Genomic DNA, 15892 nt, shown 5'->3' with positions numbered 1-15892 from the left:
AATGGTTCTTCCGCACCTTCGCAGTCCTGGCGCCTCCACCGGTGCTCTGGTGACCTCCACCGGCGCACTGGTGATCAGCCTGTGCAGCGCCACCCTGCTCGCAGGCACCGCTGCACTGGCACTCCCCACCGCCACACCGGCGGGTCCGGCCAGCTCGGCGCCGGGCACGGCCACACCGGCACCTGCGGTCGCAGCGCCGGAAGCCACAACACCCACAATCACGGCGCCTGGAACCACCCCGGCAGCCAACAGCCCGGCACCTGGAGCCACCACTGCCCCAGCCACCGCGTCACCCGCCGCCACCCCAACGGCGCAGCCGGTCGTGGCCTCACGGATCGTGCTGCGGCTGGGCAAGCGGGACATCCGGCTTGAGCAGGGCGGCAAGGTGTATGGCCCCTGGCCGGTGGCGATCGGTGATGCCCGCACGCCCACGCCCACCGGCACCTTTCAGGTCACCAACAAGGTGGTCAACCCGATCTACGCCAGCACCAGAACCGGCAAGGTGAAAGGCACCGTCGGGCCGAACGGTCCCCTGGGTGATCGCTGGCTGGGGTTCAAGACCGTCGGCCCCAACCAGTTCGGCATCCACGGCACGCCCAGCGCCTGGGCATGGACGGTCAGCTCCCGTTCGGCGGTCACCAATGGCTGCGTGCGCATGTTCCACGAACACGTGCGCAAACTCTTCGACCTGGTGGACGTGGGCACCCCGGTGGTGATCACCCGCTGAGCCCACGGGCCAGCGCGAGCGCCATGCCATCACGGCTGGCCATGCCTTGAAGCTCATCGGCTCGCAAGCCTGCCCAGGGCACGCCGGCCGGCAGCTTGGCCTGAGGGCCATCGTCCTGTTCAAACACCGGCAGCTGGCGCAGACCGTTGGGGTTGAGCTGGTCCTCCAGCTGCGCGAGGCTAGCGCTGGCCGGCAGCCAGATCAGCTCGGCTCGGCGGCAGTCGCTCAGCGGCGCCGCCCCCCCCTGGCTGGTGATCACCCGCTGCAGGTCCATCAGCGTGGCCAGCCCCACCACCCAGCCGTCCTGCTCGATCAGCAGACAATGGCCATGGGCCCGCACCAGCTGCGCCAGCGCCTCTGCCGCAGCGGTGGTTCCCGGCAGCACCAGCGGTCTCTCCGGTTCCAGCGCTGCCCGCACCGACAGGCCCGCCAGGCGGGCACGACGTTCCTCTTCCACCGGATCGGGCCCCAGCAGGCCTGGATCGGCCAGGCCATGCCATCGCTCCACCAGCACGGCGCTCAGCCCCGTGGCCGCCATCAGCGGCAGCACGATGCGGATGTCGTGGGTGAGCTCGAACAGCAGCAGCAGGGCCGTGAGCGGCGCCCGGGCACTGCCGGCCAGCACGGCGGCCATGCCCACCATGGCGTAGGCCGGCGGTTCGGCCACCGGCAGGCCGAAGCCGCTTTCGCCCAGCAGCTGGCCGTAGCAGTTGCCCAGCACTGCCCCCAGAAAGAGAGCAGGCGCAAAGCCACCCCCCACAAAGCCGCTGGCATTGCTGAGCCCCGTGGCCAGCAGCTTCACGGCCAGCAGCGCCAGCAGGCTGGTGAAGGCCACACCACCTTCCCGGCCCAGCAGCGCTTCGATCGTGTCGTAGCCCACGCCCAGCACCTGCGGGAAACCGAGCGCCATCACCCCCACCCCAAGGCCGCCGAGGGCGTTGACGAGCACGGCAGGCAGGCGCTCCACCCGCCGCTGCACAGCGGCGCTGCGGCCTGCGGCCAGGATGCTCACCAGCGCCCACGACATCAGGCTCGCCACCACCCCAAGGCCCAGGTAGAGGGGCAGCTCCAGGGGGGAGCGCACCTCGTAGGCGGGCAGGCGGAAGATCGGCTGGTCCCCCAGCGACAGTTGCGTGACCAGGGAAGAGGCCACCGCCGCCACCAGCACAGCCCTGAGGCTGGGCCGGCCGGGGATGGTGCTGTAGGCCCCCTCGAAGGCGAAGAACACGCCGGCGATCGGCGCCTGGAAACCGGCCGCCAGCCCTGCCGCCACGCCGGCGGCCACCAGTGCCTTCTGGGAATCGGGTGTGAGCCCCCCGCGCAAGCCGAGCCAGAGGCCGATGTTGCCGCCGCTCTCCACACTCGGCCCCTCCGGCCCGAGCGAGGCGCCACTGCCAAGGCTGAGTGAGGCGGCAATCAGGCGCAGCAGCGGCAGGCGCGGCGTCGCCGGCAGGGCGCCATCAGCCATGGCCATCAGGCTCGGCAGGCTGGGGCCCAGATCACGCGCGAGCTGGCGCAGCAGCCCTACACACAGTCCACCCAGCACCGGCGCCAGCAGCACCGGCCAGGAAGTCAACCAACCGGCCAGGCCGCTGGCGGGCACGGGCAGCGGCACCGGCACTGGCGGCAGTGGAGGCGGTGGCAGGAAGCCGATGCCACCGAGACCGATCAGCACCAGCGCCTTCAGCGGGGTGCCGGAGGGGGCGGAGGTGGTGAAGATCTCCGGTGGTGGGGTGGGATCGGGCTGAGCGCTGCCCAGCAGCCCCGTGCCCCACTCTACGAGCGTGCCGAACAGAAAATTGTTGATGAAGCCGAGCAGATAGTGGAAGCCCACCACAGCCGCGCCGGTGAGCACCCCCACCAGCGCAGCCCAGGCCAGCAGGCTCCACTGGAAGGGCAGTCCACGGCTGTCACCCTCCCGTGGCTGGGGAGGGCCGGCCGGTTCAAGCCTCGGGCCTGACAGCTGCAAAAATCTCCTCCAGGATTTCGCCCGCCCCTTCACTGCGCAGGGTGTGGGCGAGGGCGATGCCGATGGCCTCCGGCTCGGTTTGATCGCCGCGGGCCTCGTTGCGAAGCAGGCGCTGGCCGTCGAGGCTGGCCACCATGCCCGTCAGCACCAGCTCGTCACCGTCGAAGCGGCTGTTGACCCCGATCGGCACCTGACAGCCACCTTCGAGCTGGCGCAGGAAGGCCCGCTCCGCCAGGCAGCGGCGGGCCGTGGGGAGGTGCTCCAGCACCTTGATCGTTTCGAGCACGGCGGTATCGCCCTCGCGGCATTCGATGCCGAGCGCGCCCTGACCCACGGCGTGCAGGGAGATCGAGGGGTCGATCAGTTCATGGATGCGGTCAGCCAGCCCCAGCCGGCCCAGGCCGGCGGCAGCCAGAATCAGGCAGTCGTACTGGCCGGCATCCAGCTTTTCCAGCCGGGTGATCACATTGCCGCGCACATCCTTGAAGGTGAGCTGGGGGTAGTGGTGGCGCAGCTGGGCGAGCCGGCGCAGCGAGCTGGTGCCCACCACGCTGCCTTCCGGCAGGGTGGCCAGGCTCTTGTCGGCATGGCGGGCGTGCACCACCAGGGCATCGGCGGGATCCTCCCGCTCGGTGACGCAGCCGAGCATCAGCCCCTCAGGCAGGTTGGTGGGCAGATCCTTGAGGCTGTGGACGGCGATGTCGGCTTGGTCGACCAGCATCTGGGCTTCCAGTTCCTTGGTGAACAAGCCCTTGTCACCGATCTTGGCCAGCGCCACATCAAGGATCTTGTCGCCCTGGGTGGCCATCGCCTCGATGCTGATCTCCAGCGAGGGATGGGCAGCGGAGAGGGCATCCCGCACCCAGTGGGTCTGCACCATCGCCAGCTGGCTGCGGCGGGAGGCAATGCGCAGGGTGGAGCCGGCCATCACGTCAGTCCTCACTTCGGCGTCACGGCCGTTTCACAGCCGCCCAGCCTAAGGACAGGCCGGCCGCGGGCCCGGGCGACGTAACAGAGAACCTGATCCATCAGCGGCACCAGGCCCGGATCAGGCGAAGAAATCGAGGGGGAACGGTCCCCAGGTGTCTTCCGCTTCGGGCGCCACGCTGCTGTGGCCGGTGATCAGCAGGCCGCAGCCGAGGCCGGATTCCGGACGCAGCAGGAAGTGACCAGTGCGCTGGTTGCCCTTGAGGAACACCGGGCCCTCCTCACTGTCAGAGGTGTCGCGGTCAGGAGCCTGCAGGGGCTCCCAGCCGAGGGCCTTCTCACAGGCGCGCAGCGCCGCCACCGCCTGGGAGGCGGAGGGTGCCATCACCCCGACGGTGAACCATTCACAGGCCGCCAGCCGCTGGTCGAGTTCACTGCGCAGCGCCTGACGGGCCGCGGCAGTGAGCTCCGGCGCCGTACGCAGGCCGCAGAGAGCCGCGAGCGTGCTGAGCGAAGCGGGTGTGGTCAAGGGGTTCGCCCCAGGGAAGGGCCAGTCTGCCGGGGGGCGCAGAACTGGAGGCTCACGGCGCAGATGCTGAACCAGATGAAGCCGACGCAAGCGCCACCCACCATGTCGGTGGGCCAGTGCACCCGGCAGTAGAGGGTGCTGAGCCACACCAGCGCCACCCAGAGCGAGGCACCCACATACAACGGGCGCCGCAGGCGCGGGTAGAGCGAGGAGAGGATCATGCACATGAGGAAATAGAACACCACGGCGCCGGCGGCATGGCCACTGGGAAAACTGCGGCCGATCACCTCCACCAGCCGGTCGGGGGGGCGCGAGCGATCAAACATCGGCTTGAGCCAGCGATCCACGATCAGCAGAATTCCAGCCGTCCCCACCGCCAGCCAGCGCAGCTCGTTCCAAGCCCGCTTGGTGTAAAGGAACACCAGTGCGGCCGCCACCAGCACGGCGGTGAAGCGGGTGCCGCTGAGCTTGTACACGAGCACGAGCAGGGCGCCCGGCTGGGGAGGAATCACCTGGCCCAGCCAGTCGAGGATGGCGATATCGAGCTCAGGGTGCTTCTGGTTCACCATCGTGGCCTCGATCCAGAGCACCAGCCCCAGAGCGATCACGCAGGCCAGCAGCCTAGGGACGCCGAACAGCCGGCACCAGCGGCGGAAGCGGTTCACGAACCGGCGCCGCCGGGGCGGGGCTCTGATCCCTTCACCGCTGCCGGCCCGGGCACGTAGCGAAGCAGGCGGTGATTGCCGCGGCTGGCCAGGGTCTGCACCTGCCCCCCCTCCGTGTTGAGGTCCTCGAGCTTGCGCTGTTCGCCGAACACCAGCACGCTGGCCGGCTGGCTGTCCCGCAAGCCCCGACGGGCCCCTTTGACGCTGTCAAAGAACTGCACGGGCCGGCCGCTGTAGAACACCACGCTGTAGCGCATGTAGCCCACCACCAGCAGCGGTTCCTGCGGTCCAGCCAGCTGGCCGGCGAGAACGGCGAGCTCGCGCACCGGTTGCTGTCGCTCCCTCTCCATCAAGGGGGCAAGTCCTGGCACCACCAGCAGGAGGACGCCGGCAAAGGCCGCCGCATCTGGCAGCCACAGGTGCTGCAGCGGGCCGCGACGCAGGAGCTGCACCACCATCGAGAACGCCGCCACCGCCAGCAGCCCCCCCAGCAGCATCGGCAACCCGGAGCTGTTGAGGGCCTTGGCAAAGCCGGGATAGGCGGGGTCGGAAGCGGCCCAGCGCGGGGCCACCACGGCGGCAGTGGCCATCACCGCCAACAGCAGCGCATTCAGCCAGCCGAAAAGCTTCTGCCAGCGATCGGTGGCCGGTAAGGGGGCGGTCGCAGCGGGCAGCGGCTGCCAGAACAACGCCACCAGCAGCGCACCGGCGGGAATCAGGGGCAGGATATATCCGGCGAGCTTGGTGCTGGCGACAGAGAAAAACACCAGCACCACCAGAAACCAGACCAGGCAGAACGGGGCCAACTGGGCGGTGCGGGGTTGCCGGCGCCAGTGGCCCAGTTGCCAATAGCGGAGCCGCACCATGGCCAACGGCAGAAACAGCGACCACGGCAGCAGCAGGATCACGCACCAGGGCAGATAGAAGTACCAAGGGCCGGAATGGCCGTAGAGCACCGAGGTGTAGCGCTGCAGGTTGCTGAAGCCGAAGAAGCCGCCAAGAAAGTCGGCGCCGTTCACCTTTGCAGCCCACACGTACCAGGGACTGCCCACCGCCAGGAACAGCACAGCCATCTGCAGCATCGGCATTTGCCGCAGCACCGTGAACAGCTGGGCCTGGCAGAGCAGGAACACCACAATCACCGCCCCCGGCAGCACCAGACCCACGGGTCCCTTGGCGAGCACCGCAATGGCACTGAACACAGGCATCACCACGTAGCCCACGCGCCGCAGCACGGGCCTGTCCACCTTGCTGTACGCCAGGAAAAAGCCGAACAGCGAGAGGGTGATGGCGCTGGAGAGGAACATGTCGGTGACGGAGCTGCGCCCCCAGCCCACCCAGGCGGGGTTGAGCGCCAGCAACACCGCCCCCAGCCAGGAGCGCCGCAGGCGAGCCGGCGTGGCTTCGCCTTCAGCAAGCAGCCACAGGAGCACGAACCCCGCCACCACCACCAGGCTGGCCATCAGCGCCACCGGCAGCCGGGCAGCCCAGGCGCTGACGCCGAAGAGGCGGAAGCTGAGGGCCACCATCCAGTACCCCCACACCGGATAGTCAAAGAACGGCTCGCCGTTCCAGTGGGGCGTGATCCAGTCGTTGCGCAGCAGCATCTCCCGGCCCACTTCCACAAAGAGGGCTTCGGTCTTGTCCATCAAGCTGAGCGTGCCCAGGTGATTGAAGAAGGCCAGCCAGCAGAGCAGCAGCAGACCGGCGGCAGTCACCAAGGCCAGGCGGGCCGGGCGCGCCTGCAGCGAGGAGATCACGAGCATGCGATCAGGAGGCGGGCTGGGGAAGGAGGGAGCAGCCACCGACGGCGGGACGCCAGAGCGGCGGGACTGGTGAGGCGCTGAGACAGATCGGATTTCAACACATCCAACTGGAGCCGAGAAGGGTCTGAATCGAGGGGAATGAGAGCCAGGGAAATCGAACCAAAGGCGATCAGGTCAATGGCGATCAGGTCAATGGCCATCGGGTGCAAGCGGAAGACTTCCGCTCAGGGGGTGTTCCAGACAAAACGCGATGAAGCAGCGTAGTTCCACACAAACACCACGGCAATACCGGCGATCTGGGCGAAGAGGGTGTCACTCGCCACCCTCGTGTAAAACACACTGGCCAGGCCGATATTCGCGAGCATCGGCAACGAGGCCACCACCAGAAACTTGACAAGCCCGGCAAACAGAGGGAAACCCTTGAGCCGCAGGTGGCGGAAGGTGAGGGTGTTGTTCACGAGATAATTACTACAGGCCGAGGCGATCACAGCCGGTGGCAACGAGGCCACGAAGGAGAAGCCCAGCAGGATTAAGAGGTTGGACACCAACAGCTGCACGCCGATCCCGGAAACACCAACCAGGGCAAAACTCACAGCACGCCGTGGAACCATCCGCAGCAGCAACGTATGGATGATCGAAACGCCGAAGTCCCACAGAACGGAGATGTCCAGCTTGGAGCTTCCGAAGGTGCGGGGCTGGAAGGTGAGCGGGGTTTCTTCGGCAATCAGATGCCCGCGGCTGATCGACAGAAGCTCGTAGAGAAATTTGAACCCCTGAGAATCCACCTGCCGGATCATCGGCAGGCAGCGGTCGAGGCGCAGGGCGAAAAAGCCACTCATAAAATCGCTGAGGTGGCGATAGCGGGGCAGGGTGAAACGTGCCAGGCGATTGGCCAGCACCGATCCCCCTTCCCGTTTGTCGCTCAACCCCTTGATGGAAGCCTCTGGGTGAAAGCGGCTGCCGATCACCAGATCGACGTTGCGGGCCAGCAACAGCTCCAGCGCCGCCGCCACCGACGCGGGCTCATGCTGGCCATCACAATCCATCACCACGGCAAGATCGCCGGTGCTGTCCAGCAGGCCTTCTTTGATGGCGCTGGAGAGGCCTGAGCGCCCCACACGGCGGATGAGGCGCAGGCAAGGCTCCCCATGCGCCAGTTCCTTGACGAAATCAGCCGTTCCATCGGCGGAATCATCGTCAACGACGATCACCTCCAGCTGAAAGCGATCACGCAGAGCCAACAACTGCTGGAGGATGGGCTGGATGTTCTGCCGCTCGTTGAAAGTGGGCAGAACAATGGTGACCCTCGCTGCCGGGGTAGACCCGGCAGACGCGACGACCGATGCGGGCAAAACGGAGGGAACGCTGACGATTGGAGGTTACTTGATGTACTCCTTCAGCACCCCGTTGCGATTGGGGTGCCGCAGTTTGCGCAGCGCCTTGGCTTCAATCTGGCGAATGCGCTCGCGGGTCACGTCAAAGATCTGACCGATCTCCTCAAGGGTTTTCATCCGGCCATCGTCAAGGCCGTAGCGCAGGCGCAACACATCGCGCTCCCTCGGGCTGAGGGTGGCAAGCACACCTTCGAGATCCTCACGCAGCAGATTCTTGGCCACATCCTGCTCGGGATTCTCGATATCCGCCTCGATGAAATCGCCAAGGCGGGAATCCTCCTCCTTGCCGATCGGAGTTTCCAGGGAGATAGGCAGCTGGGCGGATTTGGCGATGAAACGCAGTTTCTCGATCGTCATCTCCATACTCTCCGCAATCTCCTCTTCGGTAGGTTTACGGCCGAATTCCTGGCTGAGCACCTTGGTGGTTTTCTTGATGCGGGAAATCGTTTCGTAGAGGTGAACAGGCAAGCGGATGGTGCGGCTCTGATCGGCGATGGCGCGGGTGATCGCCTGACGAATCCACCAGGTGGCGTAAGTGGAGAACTTGTAGCCCTTTTCGTGATCGAACTTCTCAGCGGCACGGATCAGGCCGAGGCTGCCTTCCTGGATCAGATCCTGAAAGGAAAGGCCGCGATTCATGTACTTCTTGGCGATCGACACCACCAGGCGCAGGTTCGACTGCACCATCTTTTCCTTGGCGCGCCGGCCGAGCATCAGGCGGCGGCGGAACTTCACCAGCGGCATGTCCACCAGCACCGCCCACTCCTTGGTGTCGGGGTAGTGGCCGTTGTCCTGCTCGAACTGGGCGGCAAGCTCCTCGAGGTGGAGAAGGTCGGCGATCTTGCGGGCCAGCTCGATCTCTTCATCGGGGCGCAGCAGGCGGATGCGGCCGATCTCCTGGAGGTAAACCCGGATCGAATCCTCGGTGTACACACCTTTCGGGCCCACCTTGATGCTGGCCAGAGCCTTGGCGGAAGCCGCCTTGGCCTCCTTCTTGGCCTTGGTGGTGTCGTCGGCCTGGGCGAGCAGCTCGTCGGCGATGCCATCAAGGTCGAGCGACTCGACGTCATCAACGGCGTCCACCGCCTCAGCGTCCTTGACAGGAGCCGCTGCCACCTTGGCGGCTTTGGCCGCCGCCGGCTTGCGGGTGCGGGTGGCCTTGGGCTTGGCTTCGGCCGCCGCCTTGGTGGTGGCTGTCGCTTCACCTTCGGCAGAGGCTGCGGCAGCAGCGGGCTTGGACCTGCTCTTGACAGCCTTCGCGGGTTTGGGCTGGATCAACGTTTCCTCACCGTTGGGCGAGGACACCGCGAGGATGGTGGCAGCAGGAATCTTGGGCTTGGCCGCAGCAGCTGGGCTCATAGGGGGAAGGGCGAAACGGGTTGAAAACGAAGGCTGGGAGAAGCGTTCTGGAGAGGTCGCCCCGTTGGCGTGATGGCATCGACGTCAACCAACATGCCGAGGCCCCGCGGCATTCGCCGAAGTGCCAGGCACGATGGGAAATCGAGCGCCCTAACGAGATGGAACCAGACCGGAAACGACAACGGCGGCGCGAAGGCCAGAGCAGGGCTGTCAGGGGTGGTCGCAGACCCAGCAGCCCTGCGGAGAAAAATCCGTATGGCTGGCTTCAGATCTTCCCTCTGGACGGAACTCTGCCTGGTTCCGACAGCAGCCGTTTGGACTGCTCAACCTGATCACCTTAAGAAACACCCATGGTGTTTGCAAGGCAAACGCAGCAGCTCGTCGTGGCCGATGCACACGCCCCACCCTCCACGGCAGTGATCTACTGGCAGGTCTGGGTGGAAGCCGGCCGGGAAGGCCGCATCTTCACCTATGCCAATCCCCAGCATCTTGAGATCGCCGCCGGCGATCTGGTGCGGGTGCCACTGCGTGGACGGCCCCATGTGGGACTGGTGGTGGAGGCGCTCCAGGCCCTTCCGCCCGATCTGCAGGCGGCGCGGCTGCTGGCGATCACCGCCGTGCATCAGCGCGCCGCCGTGGATCCCCTCTGGCAGGAGTTGTTACAGGAGGTGGCCCATCAATGCCACACCACGGTGTTCAAAACGCTCAAATCAGCGCTGCCGTCGGGCTGGCTTGGCCAGTGGCGCCCATCCCAGCCGGCCGGGCCGCGCCCGCTCCAGTGGGTAAGCGCGACGGCGGACGCGGCAGCGGCCAGTCCTCGTCAGCAGCAGTTGCTGGTGGCCCTGCACCAGTGCGGGGGCGGGGCCTGGCTGCGCGATGTCTGCGGCGGATGGGGCTTCAGCCGTTCGGTGGTGGAGGGGCTGCGCCGTGGGGGCGGGGTGTGCATCACAGCCCGTCTGCCGGGCCCGGAGACGGCTGCTCGTGCCCATGGCCTGCCCGGCGGCGACCGCAGCACGCCACGGTCGCTCACCACAGCCCAGCAGCAGGCCCTGGAGGCGATCCTGGCCTCGCCGCCGGGCAGTGAGCTGCTGCTCTGGGGCGTGACCGGCTCGGGCAAAACCGAGGTGTATCTCCAGGCCGCCGCCGCCGCGCTGGCGGCCGGTGAAAGCGTGCTGCTGCTCACCCCTGAGATCGGCCTGATCCCCCAGCTGCTGGATCGCTGCCATGCCCGTTTCGGCGGCGACGTTCTCGAATACCACAGCGGCGTCAGCGACGCCGGGCGGGTCCAGGTGTGGCGCCGCTGCCTGGCGGCCCGGCAAGGCGAGCCGTTGCTGGTGGTGGGCACCCGCTCCGCCGTGTTCCTGCCGCTGCAGCCGCTCGGTCTGATCGTGCTGGACGAGGAACACGACACCTCGTACAAACAGGACGCTCCCATGCCCTGTTACCACTGCCGCGACGTGGCGCGGATCCGCTGCCGGAACAGCGGCCGCCTGCTGCTGGGCAGCGCCACCCCCTCCCTGGAAACCTGGCTGGCCTGCCAACCGTCCAGACTTGGCTACGGTGACGTCGGCAGGCGCCCTGCCACCACCTTGCTGCGGCTGCCTGAGCGCATCGGCGGCGCCCAGACCCCGTCGGTGAGCGTGGTGGACATGCGGCTGGAGCTGGCCGATGGCCACCGGCGCCTGATCAGCCGGGCCCTGATGGAGCGGCTGGAGCAGGTGCAGGAGCGTGGCGAGCAGGCGGTGGTGCTGGTGCCGCGGCGGGGCTACAGCAGCTTCCTCAGCTGCCGCAGCTGCGGTGAAGTGGTGCAGTGCCCCCACTGCGATGTGGCACTCACCGTGCACCGCCAGCGTGAGGGCCGTGCCTGGCTGCGCTGCCACTGGTGTGACCACCGCCAGGAGATCACCGAGCGCTGCGGCCACTGCGGTTCCACCGCCTTCAAACCCTTCGGCGCCGGCACCCAGCGAGTGATCGAGCAGCTGGAGAAGGAGCTGGAAGGGCTGCGGGTGCTCCGCTTCGACCGCGACACCACCCGCGGCCGTGACGGCCACCGGCGTCTGCTGGCAGCCTTCGCCGCCGGAGACGCTGACGTGCTGGTGGGCACCCAGATGCTGGCGAAGGGCATGGACCTGCCCCGGGTGACGCTGGCGGCGGTGCTGGCGGCTGATGGTCTGCTGCACCGGCCCGATCTGCGCGCCGCGGAACAGTGCCTGCAGCTGCTGCTGCAGCTCGCCGGCCGGGCCGGTCGGGGCGAACGGCCGGGATCCGTGCTGGTGCAGACCTACAGCCCTGACCATCCGGTGATCTGTCACCTGATCGATGGCCACTACGAGCGCTTCCTCGACGAGGAGCTGCGGCTCCGCCGTCAGGCCCGGTTGGTGCCCTTCAGCCGTGCCTGTCTGCTGCGCTTCGCCGGTGACTCCGCCAGCGCCACCGCCACCACCGCCGCCGCACTGGCGGAGCGGGTGCGCCCGGCGGTGGAGGCGGCAGGCTGGGAGCTGATCGGGCCGGCACCAGCACCGGTGGCGCGGGTGGCCGGTCGGCACCGCTGGCAACTGCTGCTGCACGGGCCGGCCGGCACCCCGTTGCCCCTGGCCGAGGAGCAGGCGCTGCGCCAGGGCCTCGACGGCCGGGTGACGCTCAGCATCGATCCCGATCCGATGGAGCTCTGAGCGGCAGAGCCTCTCGGGGCTGGCAAGCGGCTCCCAGTCACTCTGCAACAGAACCTCTGCGCCGGCGCACCTGGAAAGGCGGCGTTGATCAGGCCCCGTCGGCGTCCTGGGGAACGGGCAGCTCGGGCCAGCCGAACCCCGATGACCAGCGCAACCGCTGCAGGGCAAGGGCGGCACAGAGCAGCAGCAGGATCACCATCCCACCCAGACCCAGCCTGCTCCAGCGCCAGGTGAGCAGCTCCAGCCGATTGGCGGCGCCGGTGGCAAGGGGCCAGCGCACACCGGTTCCTTCGCGAGCGGCCGGCCGGGGGGCGGCCTGCCGCACGGCGCCGAGAGAAACCGGACGGAGCACCATCTGGAGATCGAGGCCCGGAACGGCGTCAAGGGGCTGAAGATCGAGCTCCAGCCACAGGTGCTGGCGCACCCCCAGCAGCCAGTTCCGCTCGCTCAGTTCGAGGCGGGGCGGGGGCAGCACCACACCGATCCGTTCAGCGGCCAGGGTCGTGGTGCGTGCCAGCAGGGCCTGAATCTCCACCGCCGGCAGGGAGGGGCTGCGCAGCACCTGGCGGGGGCCGTCTCCCTTGAGGCTCAGGCGGGCACCTGGATCGGCCTCCGCCACGGCCGTGGCGAAGCGTTGCTGCCAGGGGAGCTGGCGGCCGGTGTCGCTGCTCCAGACCTGGGTGAGCTGCAGCCGCCCCGGGCCCGGAAACTGCAGCTCCGTGTCCACCCGCAGGCATCCGCTCAGCAGGGTGAGCACCAGCAGCAGCACCAGGGCGACCACGGCGAAACCAAGGGGCTGGCGCGTGGGGCCCACCGGTGGCGGCGGCGGCTCAGGCGGCCCATCGCGGCGCGGCAGCCAGCGGCTGGCAGACTTCAGCCGGCCTTCCAGGGGTTCGGCCCCACCCAGGCTCGGCAGGGTGAGGGACCAATTGGCCGGACGCTGCAGCGCCGGGGCATCGAGGATCATCTGCAGATCCCTGGCCTGCAGGCGCAGTTCAGGATCGGTGCTGGCGCGCAGGCTGCGGCAGCAGGCCTGAGCAGCGGCGGTGTCACCCTGGCCGATCCAGGCGGTGACCATCAACAGCCGCAGCTGACCGCCGAACGGGGAACTGGGTGGGTGCTGGTCGGCCAGGGGTTGAAGCAATCGCAGACACTGGCCGTAGTCGCCCCGCTCGAGAGCGCGGCGCGCGCTGAGCAAGGACTCATCCTCCATGGCCAGGCAAGCCGGAGCGGCGGACGGGCGAGGCGGCAACGGTATCCGGCTGGCAGCGACCGACCACCATCGTGCCGATGCCGGCATCGGTGAACACCTCCAGCAGCAGGGCATGGGGGACGCGACCATCAACGATGTGAGCGGCCCCCACCCCCTGGGCCAGGGCGCGGATGCAGCATTCGGTCTTGGGGGTCATGCCACCGGCCACCACGCCGCTGGCAATCAGCTCGCGGGCCTGGGCCAGGGTCAGATGGCGCAACAGCGAGCTGGGATCGTCGCGGTCGGTGAGGATGCCGGGGGTGTCGGTGAGCAGGATCAGCTTTTCGGCCTGCAGGGCAGCGGCCAACTCACCCGCCACCGTGTCGGCGTTGATGTTGTGGGCCTGGCCTTCGGCATTGGCGGCCACACTGGAAATCACCGGGATGTAGCCCGCGTCAAGCAGGGGAGCGAGCACGGCGGGGTTCACGGCAGCCACATCCCCCACCAGTCCGTGGGAGCCACCGCCCCAGGCGCGGGCCTCCACCAGCCTCCCGTCACTGCCGGAGAGCCCCACGGCCCTGCCGCCCAGGCGGTTGAGGCCGTTGACGATCTGCTTGTTTACACGGCCCACCAGGACCATCTCCACCACATCCATGGTGTCGGCATCGGTGACGCGCAGGCCGTCACGGAACGTGGGCTTGATCGCCAGCCGGGTCAACCACTCGTTGATTTCCGGGCCGCCGCCGTGCACCACCACCGGCCGCACCCCCACACAGGCGAGCAGGGCCAGATCGCGGAACACCGCCTCCTGCAGCGACTTGTGGGCCATGGCCGCACCGCCGTACTTGACGACCACCCGGCGGCCGGCGAAGCGCTGGATGTAGGGAAGGGCCTCGCTGAGGACGGAGACCCGCAGGCTGTCCTCGGCGCTGATCAAGGGGTCCTGGCTCAATGGACTGCGGGGTGATGGTGGGTGGAGAGACTGAGGAGAGCGGGCCGGGATCGACGGCGCTGGCGGGTACCGGGCTGGACTGGAGTGGACGGGTCCGTGGCCGGGATGGGCTGGTACCGAGCTGTGCCCGGGCGGTGGAACGCCACGGGTTCAGAGCCGTCGGAGGCCCTGGGGAGGTGCGGAGATCAGGGCACAGGCTCGGGGCTGACAGCCGCCGTGGGTAGCAGCGTCAGCTCCAGGAGCGAGGCATCGAGCGGCCGCAACTCGGCCGTGAGGCCCGGGCCGAAGAAACGACCAAGGCGCTCCTGACGTGCCTGCCAACGCTCCAGGCTCACGCCATTGAGACGGAAGCGCAGGATCAGGCCATAAGCACCGCCCTGCTCCAGCTCAGCCACGCTCACCAGCTCGGGCGGGCTGTCCTCGTCCCAGAGTTTGAGGGCTTCGAGGGAGGATTCCAGGTGGGCTTTCTGGCCGTAGCGCCAACGGGTCACGTCCTTGAGCACTTTTCGGAGCGGCTCGCTGGCCGTCTCCTCCCGCAGACGTTGATAGGTGGCCGGGGGGGTGAGCCGTTCGGCAGGCGGCAACTCCGAGGATTTCAGCGCCAGGCCACCCAACAACACAGGGATGCCATAGAAGACACCGGCCAGGCTGATGTTCGGGCTATCGGTGACGTACGCGATCGAACCGATCACGGTGAGCACCGCTCCGAGAATCGTGAGCAGGCTGCCGGGGGAGGTGAGGGCTTGCATGGACCCATCCTCCAGCAAAGCCGTGCAGGATGGAGAGGCAACGCCAGCGATCCGCCTCCATGTCCCTGTCGCCGCCTGCCGACGGCCTCGAACCTGCGGTAGCCGCCAACGTTGATGCCGGCCGGGCGGCAGCCTCAGCCAACCCCACTGGAGCCGCACAGGCACCGAGCAACCGGGTGCTGCTCGATCAGCTCACCGAAGACCGGCTCTGGCTGCTGCGTCAGATCGATGCGGGCCGCTGGGGTGAGCTGCGCCTCGATCTGGCAGCCCTGGAGCGCGAACTGGGCCAGATGCTCGACCAGGCCCGCGAGAAGCTGCAGACCGACTGAAACGTCCGGTGGTGGGAGTGGCGACGTCCGTTTGGCCGCCAACCCCCTCATCCGAGCGCATCCGGCCCATTCGTTCAGCAGGGCACGCCCGCTTGCTTCAGTCACGCGCGCAGGTTGGTTCACGCATGCCCTGTCTCCTGATCAGAACGGGATGTCGTCTTCCTCCTGGGTGTCAGGCACGAGAGGAGCGGAATTCCAGGTGGGTGTGGCCGGGGCGGGAGCGGCAGGTGGCGGGTTCTGCCGCACCGGCTGGCGCACAGGAGCGGCGGCCCGTGAGGCCCCCATCGGCGCAGGAGCTGGCGCCGGCGCCCTGGATGGGTCGGCGCTTCCGCCAGCACCGACCACAGCTCCGCCGAGGGGATGGAGCCGGGAGAGGGTGAACTCGGCCCGCTTCTCCTTGGTGCCATCCGGGCGGTTCACAGTGTTCATGCGCAGGCGCCCTTCCAGCACCAAGCGCTGGCCCACCTGAACGCGGTTCTGCAGGTCCTGCGCCAGATTGCCGAAGCCCACCACCTTCACCTGGCCGGGCGGGTCATCCGGGCGCAGCCCGTCGATCTGCACGGCCATCTCCGCCACCGGCGTCTGGTTGTCCTGGGTGTAGCGCACCTGGGGCGCCTCCAGCACCACCCCCTCCAGCAAGCAGTGATTCATCTCTCCGTCCG

Annotated in this window: 15 protein-coding genes; 3 read left to right on the top strand and 12 right to left on the bottom strand. The window is 68.0% G+C overall.

Going from position 1 to position 15892, the window contains the following annotated elements; translation table 11 throughout:
- Nucleotide 1: 1 nt before the first annotated feature.
- Entirely contained in the window at nt 2–727 is a 726-nt protein-coding gene (locus KBZ19_RS09795) for a L,D-transpeptidase (RefSeq protein ID WP_255100803.1), read from the top strand.
- On the opposite strand, the gene KBZ19_RS09790 is transcribed toward KBZ19_RS09795, so the two are convergent.
- The 8 genes from KBZ19_RS09790 to rpoD form a co-directional block, all read right to left on the bottom strand.
- Nucleotides 717–2696 carry a chloride channel protein gene (locus tag KBZ19_RS09790; protein WP_255100802.1) on the bottom strand — a complete coding sequence of 660 codons (1980 nt, stop codon included), beginning with the start codon at nt 2694–2696 and terminating at the stop codon, nt 717–719. The two genes, KBZ19_RS09795 and KBZ19_RS09790, sit on opposite strands and share 11 nt — an antisense overlap.
- Nucleotides 2671–3624 carry a hydroxymethylbilane synthase gene (hemC, locus tag KBZ19_RS09785; protein ID WP_094513039.1) on the bottom strand — a complete coding sequence of 318 codons (954 nt, stop codon included), beginning with the start codon at nt 3622–3624 and terminating at the stop codon, nt 2671–2673. Before hemC ends, KBZ19_RS09790 begins: the two co-directional genes overlap by 26 nt.
- Before the next feature lie 120 nt (nt 3625–3744).
- Nucleotides 3745–4152 carry a DUF1824 family protein gene (locus KBZ19_RS09780; RefSeq protein WP_255100801.1) on the bottom strand — a complete coding sequence of 136 codons (408 nt, stop codon included), beginning with the start codon at nt 4150–4152 and terminating at the stop codon, nt 3745–3747.
- Nucleotides 4149–4817, bottom strand: coding sequence for a phosphatase PAP2 family protein (locus tag KBZ19_RS09775; RefSeq protein WP_233132995.1), 669 nt, complete (start codon nt 4815–4817; stop codon nt 4149–4151). The genes KBZ19_RS09780 and KBZ19_RS09775 overlap by 4 nt, the downstream gene beginning before the upstream one ends.
- Nucleotides 4814–6583 (bottom strand): glycosyltransferase family 39 protein, encoded by a 1770-nt coding sequence (locus KBZ19_RS09770; protein WP_255100800.1) that lies wholly within the window; start codon nt 6581–6583, stop codon nt 4814–4816. Before KBZ19_RS09770 ends, KBZ19_RS09775 begins: the two co-directional genes overlap by 4 nt.
- Nucleotides 6574–6783: a hypothetical protein gene (locus tag KBZ19_RS09765; protein ID WP_255100799.1), complete on the bottom strand. Its 210-nt coding sequence runs from the start codon at nt 6781–6783 to the stop codon at nt 6574–6576. Before KBZ19_RS09765 ends, KBZ19_RS09770 begins: the two co-directional genes overlap by 10 nt.
- 24 nt (nt 6784–6807) lie before the next feature.
- A complete protein-coding gene (locus tag KBZ19_RS09760; RefSeq protein ID WP_094512938.1) occupies nt 6808–7935 on the bottom strand; it encodes a glycosyltransferase family 2 protein in 1128 nt (375 codons plus the stop codon).
- Between the two features lie 27 nt (nt 7936–7962).
- Nucleotides 7963–9336 (bottom strand): RNA polymerase sigma factor RpoD, encoded by a 1374-nt coding sequence (gene rpoD / locus KBZ19_RS09755; protein WP_255100798.1) that lies wholly within the window; start codon nt 9334–9336, stop codon nt 7963–7965.
- A gap of 383 nt (nt 9337–9719) precedes the next feature.
- On the opposite strand from rpoD, the gene priA reads away from it, so the two are divergent.
- A complete protein-coding gene (priA, locus tag KBZ19_RS09750; RefSeq protein WP_255100797.1) occupies nt 9720–12008 on the top strand; it encodes a primosomal protein N' in 2289 nt (762 codons plus the stop codon).
- A gap of 88 nt (nt 12009–12096) precedes the next feature.
- On the opposite strand, the gene KBZ19_RS09745 is transcribed toward priA, so the two are convergent.
- The 3 genes from KBZ19_RS09745 to KBZ19_RS09735 all read right to left on the bottom strand — a co-directional run bounded on the left by KBZ19_RS09745 (nt 12097) and on the right by KBZ19_RS09735 (nt 14901).
- Nucleotides 12097–13221, bottom strand: a complete 1125-nt coding sequence (locus KBZ19_RS09745; RefSeq protein ID WP_255100796.1) for a DUF3153 domain-containing protein — start codon at nt 13219–13221, stop codon at nt 12097–12099.
- A complete protein-coding gene (argB, locus tag KBZ19_RS09740) occupies nt 13211–14152 on the bottom strand; it encodes an acetylglutamate kinase (RefSeq protein ID WP_255100795.1) in 942 nt (313 codons plus the stop codon). The genes KBZ19_RS09745 and argB overlap by 11 nt, the downstream gene beginning before the upstream one ends.
- 185 nt (nt 14153–14337) lie before the next feature.
- Complete coding sequence (locus tag KBZ19_RS09735) at nt 14338–14901, bottom strand: DUF2854 domain-containing protein (RefSeq protein ID WP_255100794.1); 564 nt, start codon at nt 14899–14901, stop codon at nt 14338–14340.
- Between the two features lie 59 nt (nt 14902–14960).
- On the opposite strand from KBZ19_RS09735, the gene KBZ19_RS09730 reads away from it, so the two are divergent.
- A complete protein-coding gene (locus KBZ19_RS09730; protein WP_255100985.1) occupies nt 14961–15230 on the top strand; it encodes a hypothetical protein in 270 nt (89 codons plus the stop codon).
- A 141-nt stretch (nt 15231–15371) separates the two neighbouring features.
- Here the strand turns inward: KBZ19_RS09730 and KBZ19_RS09725 are convergent, their stop codons facing one another.
- Complete coding sequence (locus tag KBZ19_RS09725) at nt 15372–15881, bottom strand: single-stranded DNA-binding protein (RefSeq protein WP_255100793.1); 510 nt, start codon at nt 15879–15881, stop codon at nt 15372–15374.
- Nucleotides 15882–15892: the final 11 nt, after the last annotated feature.

Origin of the sequence: Synechococcus sp. L2F (assembly GCF_024345695.1) — a bacterium.
In the GTDB taxonomy this organism is placed as follows: domain Bacteria; phylum Cyanobacteriota; class Cyanobacteriia; order PCC-6307; family Cyanobiaceae; genus MW101C3.
This window is presented reverse-complemented; position numbering and strand designations above follow the sequence as displayed.